The sequence below is a fragment of the Brevundimonas sp. genome, assembly GCF_044239655.1.
Lineage (GTDB): Bacteria > Pseudomonadota > Alphaproteobacteria > Caulobacterales > Caulobacteraceae > Brevundimonas.
Map to the genome: position 1 here is coordinate 1 of NZ_JBIIAY010000113.1, position 9,990 is coordinate 9,990.

The following is a 9,990-nucleotide window of genomic DNA, read 5'->3' on the forward strand; positions in this document are numbered from 1 at the left end:
GCGCGTCCACATAGGCCTTCACGTTGGCTTCGAGGGCTTCCTGGGTGAAGGAGACCTTGCCGATGCCGCCATGAGCGATACCGGCCTTTTCGACGCGGAACTCGACCGCGCCGCCCTTGGCGTCCTTGACCGCTTGCGCGACGTTCGGGGTCACGGTGCCGACCTTGGGGTTCGGCATCAGGCCGCGCGGGCCCAGAACCTTACCCAGACGACCGACCAGGGCCATCATGTCCGGGGACGCGATGACGCGGTCGAAGTCCATGAAGCCGCCGTTGATCTTTTCGTACAGATCCTCGGCACCCACGATGTCGGCGCCGGCGGCCAGGGCCTCGGCAGCCTTGGCGTCCTTCGCGAAGACGGCGACGCGAACGTCACGACCGGTGCCCGACGGCAGGTTGACCACGCCACGGACCTGCTGGTCGGCGTGACGGGGGTCGACGCCCAGGTTGACGGCGATCTCGATGGATTCGTCGAACTTGGCCTTGGCGTTGTCCTTGACCGACTTGATGGCGTCCGAGAAGGCCATCAGGGCCAGGGTGTCGCCGGTGCGGGCCTTGTGAGCCTTGGTTTGCTTGGCCATGGTTTAAGCCTCCACCACGTTCAGGCCCATGGCGCGAGCCGAGCCTTCGATGATCTTCGTCGCCGCGTCGAGGTCGTTGGCGTTCAGATCCTTCATCTTCTTTTCGGCGATCTCACGCAGCTGGGTGCGGGTGATCTTGCCGGCGACTTCACGGCCCGGCAGCTTCGAAGCGGATTCGATGCCGGCGGCCTGCTTGATGTAGTGGGTCGCGGGCGGGGTCTTGGTGATGAAGGTGAAGCTCTTGTCCTGATAGACCGTGATGACGGTCGGCAGGGGGGTGCCCTTCACTTCCTTCTCGGTGCGCGCGTTGAACTCCTTGACGAAGCCCATGATGTTCACGCCGCGTTGACCCAGTGCGGGCCCGATCGGGGGGGAAGGCGTGGCGGAACCCGCCTTAACCTGCAGCTTGATATAGCCGAGGATCTTCTTGGCCATTGGTCTCTCCTGTGAATGACCCCGAACCTAATCGGGGCCGGTGAGCCGTGGTCGGGCATGGCTGCCTCCCACGGATTTGCCTGCGCCCGAAGGCGAAGGAGGCGCGCGTGTAGCAGAGGCGCGTATTCGAGGCAATGCGTTCTCCCTCCCCTCGGGGGAGGGTGGTCGAAGCGCAGCGGAGACCGGGTGGGGAGGGCAAGGCGATACGGCGCTGATTTGCCGAGCGCCCCCACCCGATCGCTTCGCGATCTGCCCTCCCCCGAGGGGGGGGGAAAAACCGTAGGGCCTTAAGCTGCGGCCTTCTCGACCTGGCTGTATTCCAGATCCACCGGCGTCGGACGGCCGAAGATGGACACGGCCACGCGCAGGCGGGCGTTGTCCTCGTCGACGCTTTCCACCTGGCCGTCGAAGCTGGCGAAGGGTCCGTCGATGACCTTGACGGTCTCGCCGATGTCGAAGCGGATGGTGGGCTTGGGACGTTCGACGCCCTCTTCCACGGCACCGATGATGGCCTGAACTTCGCGCTCACTGACCGGCAGGGGCTTGGTGCCGCCTGCCGCGCCCAGGAAGCCCGTGACCTTGGGCGTGTCCTTGACCAGGTGATAGGCCTCGTCGGTCATCTCCATCTTCACCAGCACATAGCCGGGGAAGAATTTGCGCTCGGAGTTCACCTTGCGGCCGCGACGGATCTCGATCACGTCCTCGGTCGGCACCAGGATTTCCGAGAAATGCTGGTCCAGGCCGCGCTGCTTGGCCTGGTCGGTGATGTGCTGGGCGACCTTCTTCTCGAAGTTCGAATAGGCGTGGACGATATACCACTTGTGCCGCGGGTTGGCGGTCTTGGGCGCTGCATCGGTCATGCGCGGGTCCTTAGAAGTCAGCCGCCGATCGCCAGCACGAGGCGCGAGCCCCACGCCAGGACGAAATCGACAATCCAGAAAAACAGGGTGGCGATCGCCACCATGATGAAGACCATCACCGAGGTGATCCAGGTCTCCTTGCGGCTCGGCCAGACGATCTTGCGGCCCTCGGCGCGGACCTGGCTGAAGAACTGCGGGATCGAGGTCTTCTTCTTGGGCGGCGCGGCCGGGTCGACCGTCACCGTCGTCTGGGCCGCAGGCACGGCCGCAGGGCCTCGACCGGGGCGGAAGCCGCGAACGGTGGGCTTTTGGCCGCCGGGAGTCTTGGCCTTGGCCATGGGGGTCTCTTCAAACGATTATGCCTGCCGCCCCAGATGGGAAGTCCCACCATGAGGCGACAGGGGTAAAATGGCAGGAGTTGGGGGATTCGAACCCACGACCCCCGGTTTTGGAGACCGGTGCTCTACCAGCTGAGCTAAACTCCTTCAGTCCTAAGCCGCTGAAGACTTCGACGGTTCTGAGCCTACTCCATTTCGGGAGTGTTTGCGATCAAGCTCCGGGGAGCCGTCGCGGGCCGTTGAACAGTTTCCGTTTTCAGGGATAGGGCGGGCCTTATGCCGAACAACGCCCTGCGTTTCAAGCGCCCATGTGGCCCGTCACGCCGCAGGGCACCGAGGGTCATTGTTCATCGGCGTCGGGTTGGCCTATGGAAGTCGCCATGAAGATCGCAGCCCTTCCCCTGTTCGCCCTCCTGTCGCTCGCCGCCGTCGCCGGTTGCAAGGGCGGCAACGAGGCCTCGACCACCTCCACGATGGAGAAGGACGGGGTCAAGGCCGTGGTCGAGATCAGCGATCCCTGGTGCCGGCCCACGCCGAACGGGGCCCAGGCGGGGGCCTGTTACCTGACGATCGAATCCAACGTCGCCAACCGCGTCACGGGCGTGGCCACGCCCCTGGCCAGCAACGCCATGATCCACGACATGACGATGGACGGCGGCATGATGAAGATGAGCGAGATGGCCGATGGCCTGCCGCTCGCGCCGGACCAGGAGGTCGTGCTGGCCCCCGGTGGCAAGCATCTGATGCTCATGGGCCTGACCGCGCCGCTGACCGAGGGCACCGCCGTGCCGCTGACCCTGACCTTTTCGGCCACGCCCGCCATGACGGTTGAGGCCCCGGTGCGTCAGCCCAAGCCCTGACCGAGGCTTGACACGAAGTTCGTGAAACACGAACTTCGTGTGATGAAAAACGTCACCATCAGCATGGCTGAGGCAGACTTGGCCTGGGTCCGGGCCCAGGCGGGGGCAGCGGGCGTCAGCGTGTCGCGATGGATGGCGGACCAAGTGGCGGAGCGCCATAAACGACAGCGCGAGCAGGCCGCTGCCAGTGACCGGATCGAGCGGTTTCACGCCGAGCTACGCGCTCAGTTTGAACAGGATCGGCTGGCCGGTGTCGTCCACCCTGCGCGGACCCAAACATATCGCGAGATGATCGACGAAGGATACGATGAGCGTTTTCGTAGATTCGACCACCCTGCTGTATCCGCTGGACCCGACGGAGCTGACGAAGGGCACGACCTGCGACACGTGGCTGAGGGCCGTGACGAATTCCAGCACGATGGTGCTGAGCGTACAGGTTCTGAATGAGATGCATTCGGTCGTCTGGCGCCGGCCCGCCTTCGTGACTGCGAGAGCCGGAATTCGCGATCATCTTAGACAGTATCATCGCTTCTGCACTGCCCCGCCGCCAACCCCTGAGAGGCAGGAACAGGCATGGGCGCTTCAGGACCGATACCGCGTTCAGTGGTGGGATGCCCTGCTTCTGGCCTCCGCCAACGCCGCAGCTTGCGACTACTTTCTCTCCGAGGACCTGAACGACGGCCAGGTCTATGGTGGGGTCACGGCCATCAACCCCTTTCGCCATGACCCCGCAGACGTGCTAGGTCGCGCCCTCCCTCGCTAGCGCGCCCCTCGCGCGGCTCAAGACAACGAAGATTCCATGGCTCTGAAAGTCGCGATCGTCGGCCTGCCCAATGTCGGCAAGTCCACCCTGTTCAATGCCCTGACCAAGACGGCGGCGGCCCAGGCGGCCAACTATCCATTCTGCACCATCGAGCCGAACACGGGCGACGTGGCGGTGCCGGAGCCGCGTCTGGACGTTCTGGCCGAGATCGCCGGGTCGAAGGAGATTATCCCCTCGCGCATCACCTTCGTGGACATCGCTGGCCTGGTGCGCGGCGCGTCCAAGGGCGAGGGGCTGGGCAACCAGTTCCTGGCCAACATCCGCGACTGCGACGCCGTGGCCTTCGTCGCGCGCTGCTTCGTCGATGACGACATCACCCATGTCGAGAACCGCATCGACCCAATCTCGGACCTCGAGATCATCGAGACCGAGCTGATGCTGGCCGACCTCGAAAGCCTCGAGAAACGGGTCACGAACGTCGAGAAGAAGGCCAAGGGCGGCGACAAGGAGGCCGCGCTCACGCTGAAGCTGATCAATGCCGCCCTGGTCCCGCTGCGGGCCGGCAAGCCCGCCCGCGTGGTCGAGGTCAGCAAGGAGGACGAGAAGGCCTGGCACATGCTGCAACTGCTGACCTCCCTGCCCGCTCTCTATGTGTCGAACGTCGACGAAGGCTCGGCTGACAAGGGCAATGAACTGTCCGACCTGGTCGCCAAACGTGCCGCGGCCGACAACGCCAAGTCGGTCGTCATCTCGGCCAAGATCGATTCCGAACTGGCCGTGCTGGAGCCTGCGGAACAGGCCGAGTTCCTGGAGAGCCTGGGCCTGGCCGAGCCCGGCCTGAACCGCCTGATCCGCGAGGCCTATAGCCTGCTGGGTCTGCAATCCTATTTCACAGTCGGTCCCAAGGAGGCCCGTGCCTGGACCATCCACGTCGGCGACACCGCGCCCCAGGCCGCCGGCGTCATTCACACCGACTTCGAAAAGGGCTTCATCCGGGCCGAGACCGTCGCCTACCAGGACTATGTCGCCTTCAAGGGCGAGGCCAAGGCCCGCGAGGCCGGCAAGCTGCGCGCCGAGGGCAAGGCCTATGTCGTCAAGGACGGCGACGTGATGAACTTCCTGTTCAGCTAACGCGCGTCACGTCGGCGGCGGCGCGACCTGGGCGACCTCGCCCAGGGTCGTGCATTTGTGCAGCTTGATAGTGGTGTCGCCGCGATCCAGCCAGGTCAGGGCGAGGATGTCGCCGACGACGGTCATCTGCACCCGCTCGTTGCGGGTCTCGCCTTCAGACTGGCATTGCAGCGCGGCCTGATATCCGTTGGCCGTCTCGTCGATCGAGGCGATGTGGCAGCTGTTCTCGTAGCCCTCGAAGCGAACGGGCGTGATCTCGATCGGGCGGCGATCGCCCTGTGGCGCGGCGCACCAGGCGACGTCGGCGGCCCAGCGGCCGACGAAACTGGCCGGACCGGTGCCCGGTGGGCGGGTGTCTGACGAGCCCGTGGCCTTGGGCGCGATACGGTCTTCGTCACGCAGCGGCGCGGCGGGTTCCGTCGGTGGATTGACCTCGGCCCGCCCGCAGGCGGCGAGGGTCAGGATGGCGGTGAAAAGGAGCAGGCGGCGCATCCTGCTGTAACGCCTGACCCTCGCGCTTGTTCAGTCCGAAAGACCGGTCCCTACTGCCGCGCGGCGTCGCTTTCCTTGCGCAGGGCGGCGAACTCCGAGCCGGGCTTCCACTGCGGCCAGGCGGTCTCGTTGGCGACCTCCTGACCCAGGCGATACAGCAGGGTCAGATTCTGGATGGCGGCGGTGAAGTCGTAGTCGGCCCGCCATTCATCATCGAGCTTGTGGTAATACTGGGCCATCTGGGCCTGATAGTAGGGCCGGCCAACGGCCTCGCCACCCTCGACGAAATCGACGCCGGTCCAGGGCATCAGGGCCGGCACCCCGCCGACCGCGAAGTTGAAGTGGTCGGAGCGGTAATAGAACCCCTGTTCCGGCTCGCCGTCGCCGACCACCCCGCCGTCCCGTCCAGCCGCCGCCGCCAGACGGGCCAGATCGTCCTCAAGCATGGACTTGCCGATGCCGAACAGGGCGATCGAGCGGGTCGCGGGGGTGAAGGGCAGCATGTCGATGTTGATGTCGGCGGCCGTCCTTTCCAGCGGATAGACCGGGTGGGCCCCGTACCATTCCGAGCCCAGCAGCCCCTGTTCCTCGGCCGTCACGTGCAGGAAGACGACGGTGCGTTCGGGCGGCGGGCCGGCCTTGAAGGCGCGCGCCATCTCCAGCACGCCCGAGGTCCCCGACGCATTGTCCCAGGCACCGTTGAAGATGCGGTCGCCGTTGGCGTCGGGATCGGCGGCCGTGCCGACATGATCCCAGTGGGCGGAATAGACCAGGACCTCGTCCGGCCGTTCGGAGCCGGTGATCCTTGCCAGCAGATTGTTGGAGTGGATGACCTCGGCGGTCTCGGCGATGTCGAGGCTGATCGTGATGCCGCTGTCGTGGGCCTTGAAGGCACCGCCCTGTTTGGCCATGGCGACCAGGGCCTCCATGTCACCGCCCTGTTCGACCGCCATGGGGCCGGCGATATCCATGGTCATGACGCCCTGGAAGGCGGTCTCGTTGGCTCCCACCAGGGTCATGCGCGGGCGGTTGCCGCCGCGCATCCCCCGCCCGCCGGTCACGGGATACAGGGTGATGATGCCGACGGCGCCACGCTTGAGCGCCTCATTGGTCTTGTGGGTGCCCGAGCCGTAGAAGTTGGGATCGGCACCGAAGGCCTCGGGCTGGCCCCCGAGGACCACGACCAGCTTGCCGGTCAGGTCGATGTCGCCGTAGTCGTCCCAGTTCCGTTCGGGGGCCACGACGCCGTAGCCGGCGAAGACCATGGGGACATTATCGAGCTTGACCAGGCCGTCACCGGCCCCGGCCCGCAGCGCCATTCCGGTCTCGATGGTGTGGGCGACGCCCTCGCGGCCGGTCCAGGTGACGACCGGCGGGCGGGTGGGGGTCAGGCGCAGGAGTTCGACGGGTTGCAGCCACTGACCGTCCGGCCCGCCCGGCTCCAGCCCCATCGCCTCGTACTGGGCCTGGAGATAGTCCAGCGTCATCTTCTCCCCGACCTTGCCCGGGAACCGCCCCTCCAGACTGTCGTCGGCCAGGTATTTGATGTGGTCGGACAGGCGGTCGGCCGAGAAGTCCTGGGCCTGAACGCTGCCGACAAGCACCACGGATATGGCGACCGCGGTGCCGAAAGTGAGGAAACGCTTCATCCGAAATCTCTGTGTCTAGGAACTGGGCTGCCGATCGATACAGGCCGGCACAGCGTCAGATGGGGGACTCAGTCATCGTCACTTGAGTGAACTGGTCCGGCGTATAGGGCACGACTTTAGGAAGTTTGGCCCCGACTTTGTAGAGATGTTCAGGACTTGCAAAGATCTGGCGGACTGCGTTGTACAACCCCTGCTCCGCCGCCAAGGCTGTATAGTACGTCATTCCGTCGGGATCGGCGGGCCGTTCAAAGGCCCAGGTGTACGCGGCCTCGATCGAGCCTGGCACGTCATCCTGGTTTATGCAGGACGTCCAGTCCCGCCGCTTTTCAGCAGAGACGCGCCACATCCAACCGTCGATCATTACGAATGGCTGCGTGACCTCGAACCCGGCCGCCTGCAGGGCGGCAGTCAGGGTCAGGCGGGTAAACCCCGAGTGGTGAAAGTCTCCCGCGTGGACCTGATTGCCAAACAGTAGGGCCATCCAGTTGAACTGGTCTTCAAAGTTGTCTGACCCACCGATCATATTCAGCAGTCCCTCAATGCTGGAGGTCTGCACAAGTAATGTGCCGCCGTCCTTCAGCAGGGCGGCCCAATCGAGCACCGCCCCCTGAACATGGGGGCGTTCAATATGCTCAAGCACGTCCTTGGCCAGGATATTCTCGAACCGACCAAGACCCAGGGTCAGCAGGTCGGCCGGCGTGGCCAATAACAGGTCGGGATCGCACGCGGGGTCCATATCCACATTGATATAACCGGGCCGATGGTCGTAGCCGCAGCCGACATTGATATTCAGCATCGACTGGTCATACGTCCGCACCGGGGCGGAGACTTCGAACGGGCTAAGGCCGGTCTCGGCGATATCGGCGCTCATCCGATGATCCTCTATTAGCGCCGGCTCGTCGATGAGCCAGGCTCGTGCATAACGAGGGCATAGCGGTGCCTCCACCGTTTGGCCAGACCGAGCCAGCATCACGTTGCTACAACTCAGAGGGCGGGCATCTGAGTATCGTTAACGTGCCGACTGACACCTACTCTCTCTGGTCGGCCGATTTTGCGCGGGCAGGGCCGAACTCGGACGCGGGCTTCCACTGGGGCCAGTCGCGGCTGTCGGCCAGGGCCCGACCGATGGAATAATAGACCGACAGGTCCTCGATCTGGCCGCCGTAGTCCCATTCGGCGGACCATTCGTCGTCGGCCTGATGGTAGCGTCGGTCGGTGTACTCGTCGCGCGCCGCGATCCGGGCCGCGATCGGCTCGTCGCGGAAGTCGCCGCCGCTCTCGGCATAGGCCATCGGCACGCCCTGCTTGGCCAGGGGGAAGTGGTCGGAGCGGAAATAGTAGCCGGCCTGGGTATTGGCGTCGGGCTCGATCACCCGGCCCTGGGCGGCGGCGGCCGCGGTGATCCGCTCGTCGAAGTCGGACTGACCGGCACCGATCACGCTCATCGCCGTGGTGCGGCCATAGACATTGGCCGAGTCCATGTTGAAGCCGCCGACCGTGGTGGCCAGGGGATACAGCGGGTTGGCCGCATAGTATTCCGAGCCCAGCAGGCCGCTTTCCTCGGCGGTGAAGCTGAGCATCACGATCGAGCGCTGGGTGCGCGGGGCGGCGGCGTAGACGCGGGCCAGTTCCAGCAGGCCCGCCGTGCCCGAGGCGTTGTCGACCGCACCGTTGAAGATGGCGTCACCGTTCGCATCGGGCTGGCCGATGCCGATGTGGTCCCAGTGGGCGGTATACAGCAGGGTCTCGTCGGGGTGAGTGGTCCCCTCCAGGCGGGCGACGACGTTGTGGCTCTGGATCGAGGTCTGATCCAGGTCGAACATCCCGCTGAAGGCGGCACCGGGCAGCTCGACCGGCTGGAAGTCACGGCTGCGGGCCTGGCGTTTCAGGGCCTCGAAATCCAGGCCTGCGTGCTGGAACAGCTGGACGGCGATATCGCGCTGGATCCAGGCCTCCATCGGGACGCGGGCGGCGGACGGGTCGGCACGCTCGATGTCGAACTGGGGCTGGGTCCAGGAGTTGCGCACCGTCGCCCAGCCGTACGACGCCGGCGCGTCCTCATGCACGATCAGGACGCCCGCCGCCCCCTGACGCGCCGCCTCCTCGTACTTGTAGGTCCAGCGACCGTAGTAGGTCATGGCCTTGCCGTTGAAGGTGTCGAGCGACGCATCCTCGAAATCGGCGTCGTTGATCAGCACCACCAGGATCTTGCCCTTCAGATCCATGCCCTTGAAGTCATTCCAGTTCCGCTCGGGCGCGGTGATGCCATAGCCGACGAAGACCAGGGGCGCGTTCGTCAGCATGACGTGGCCGGACGGGTTCGGCAGGCGCGTCGAAGCCACGATCTGCTCGCCCTGCGCCAGCGGCAGGGTCCAGTCGCCGACCTTCAGTCCGGCTTCCAGGTTGGTGACGGCGAACCGGTTCAGGGTCACGCCCTGCGTCCACAGACGCGAACCGTCCGGCTGGAGGTCGCCGCCGGGCTGAAAACCCGCCGCCGCATACTGTTCGCTCAGATACTTGACCGTCTTCGCCTCGGCCGGGGTCGCGATGCCGCGGCCCTCATAGCTGTCGTCGGACAGGATGCGGATGTGTTCGGACAGGCGCGCGGGATCGAAGCCGGGGTCGGTCTGGGCGAACGCCATGGACGACAGGGCAGTGGCGGTCAGGAGGGCGGCGAACGACAGGGACAGGCGCATGGGAACTCCACTCGGACGGGGGGTGGAGCGACCCTAATGCTCGAGCGACGTCCCGTCACGACCCTTCCTTCCCACACCGCGGTGGCCCCTCTCCCATCGGGAGAGGGCTTGAGCGCCCGAGAGCCGCCAGGCGATCGGTCTTGCGCGAAAGGGTGAGGGGTTCGGTGGCAACCGGTGAGACCTGGT

At 65.4% G+C, this 9,990-nt stretch carries 12 protein-coding genes and 1 tRNA gene; 4 read left to right on the forward strand and 9 right to left on the reverse strand.

Annotation, left to right across the window (positions count from 1 at the left end; all coding sequences use genetic code 11):
• From rplA to ACILQR_RS13375, 5 genes are all read right to left on the reverse strand, one after another.
• On the reverse strand, window positions 1-580 hold a 580-nt coding region (gene rplA, locus ACILQR_RS13355; protein ID WP_395651891.1), incomplete at its 3' end, for a 50S ribosomal protein L1.
• Window positions 581-583: 3 nt separating this feature from the next.
• Window positions 584-1,015: a 50S ribosomal protein L11 gene (rplK, locus tag ACILQR_RS13360; RefSeq protein ID WP_395651892.1), complete on the reverse strand. Its 432-nt coding sequence runs from the start codon at window positions 1,013-1,015 to the stop codon at window positions 584-586.
• A 287-nt stretch (window positions 1,016-1,302) separates the two neighbouring features.
• Entirely contained in the window at window positions 1,303-1,875 is a 573-nt protein-coding gene (nusG, locus tag ACILQR_RS13365) for a transcription termination/antitermination protein NusG (RefSeq protein ID WP_271144968.1), read from the reverse strand.
• A 17-nt stretch (window positions 1,876-1,892) separates the two neighbouring features.
• Window positions 1,893-2,213, reverse strand: coding sequence for a preprotein translocase subunit SecE (gene secE, locus ACILQR_RS13370; RefSeq protein ID WP_395651893.1), 321 nt, complete (start codon window positions 2,211-2,213; stop codon window positions 1,893-1,895).
• A gap of 71 nt (window positions 2,214-2,284) precedes the next feature.
• Window positions 2,285-2,360: transfer RNA gene (locus ACILQR_RS13375), tRNA-Trp, on the reverse strand.
• A 233-nt stretch (window positions 2,361-2,593) separates the two neighbouring features.
• Here ACILQR_RS13375 and ACILQR_RS13380 point away from each other — a divergent pair.
• Genes ACILQR_RS13380 through ychF form a run of 4 tightly spaced genes read left to right on the forward strand, consistent with a single transcriptional unit; the run spans window position 2,594 to window position 4,967 of the window.
• Window positions 2,594-3,073, forward strand: a complete 480-nt coding sequence (locus tag ACILQR_RS13380; RefSeq protein WP_395651894.1) for a copper chaperone PCu(A)C — start codon at window positions 2,594-2,596, stop codon at window positions 3,071-3,073.
• A 42-nt stretch (window positions 3,074-3,115) separates the two neighbouring features.
• Window positions 3,116-3,520: a hypothetical protein gene (locus tag ACILQR_RS13385; protein ID WP_395651901.1), complete on the forward strand. Its 405-nt coding sequence runs from the start codon at window positions 3,116-3,118 to the stop codon at window positions 3,518-3,520.
• Window positions 3,435-3,836, forward strand: a complete 402-nt coding sequence (locus tag ACILQR_RS13390; RefSeq protein WP_395651900.1) for a PIN domain-containing protein — start codon at window positions 3,435-3,437, stop codon at window positions 3,834-3,836. Before ACILQR_RS13385 ends, ACILQR_RS13390 begins: the two co-directional genes overlap by 86 nt.
• 36 nt (window positions 3,837-3,872) lie before the next feature.
• Entirely contained in the window at window positions 3,873-4,967 is a 1,095-nt protein-coding gene (gene ychF, locus ACILQR_RS13395) for a redox-regulated ATPase YchF (RefSeq protein ID WP_395651895.1), read from the forward strand.
• Between the two features lie 6 nt (window positions 4,968-4,973).
• Here ychF and ACILQR_RS13400 read toward each other — a convergent pair whose 3' ends face one another.
• From ACILQR_RS13400 to ACILQR_RS13415, 4 genes are all read right to left on the reverse strand, one after another.
• The gene (locus tag ACILQR_RS13400) at window positions 4,974-5,459 is read right to left on the reverse strand and encodes a hypothetical protein (protein WP_395651896.1); all 486 of its coding nucleotides are present in this window, start codon (window positions 5,457-5,459) and stop codon (window positions 4,974-4,976) included.
• A gap of 50 nt (window positions 5,460-5,509) precedes the next feature.
• Window positions 5,510-7,108 carry a M28 family peptidase gene (locus ACILQR_RS13405; protein ID WP_395651897.1) on the reverse strand — a complete coding sequence of 533 codons (1,599 nt, stop codon included), beginning with the start codon at window positions 7,106-7,108 and terminating at the stop codon, window positions 5,510-5,512.
• Between the two features lie 55 nt (window positions 7,109-7,163).
• Window positions 7,164-7,979, reverse strand: coding sequence for a methyltransferase domain-containing protein (locus ACILQR_RS13410; protein WP_395651898.1), 816 nt, complete (start codon window positions 7,977-7,979; stop codon window positions 7,164-7,166).
• A 157-nt stretch (window positions 7,980-8,136) separates the two neighbouring features.
• On the reverse strand, window positions 8,137-9,804 hold the full coding sequence (locus tag ACILQR_RS13415; RefSeq protein WP_395651899.1) for a M28 family metallopeptidase: 1,668 nt from the start codon (window positions 9,802-9,804) through the stop codon (window positions 8,137-8,139).
• Window positions 9,805-9,990: the final 186 nt, after the last annotated feature.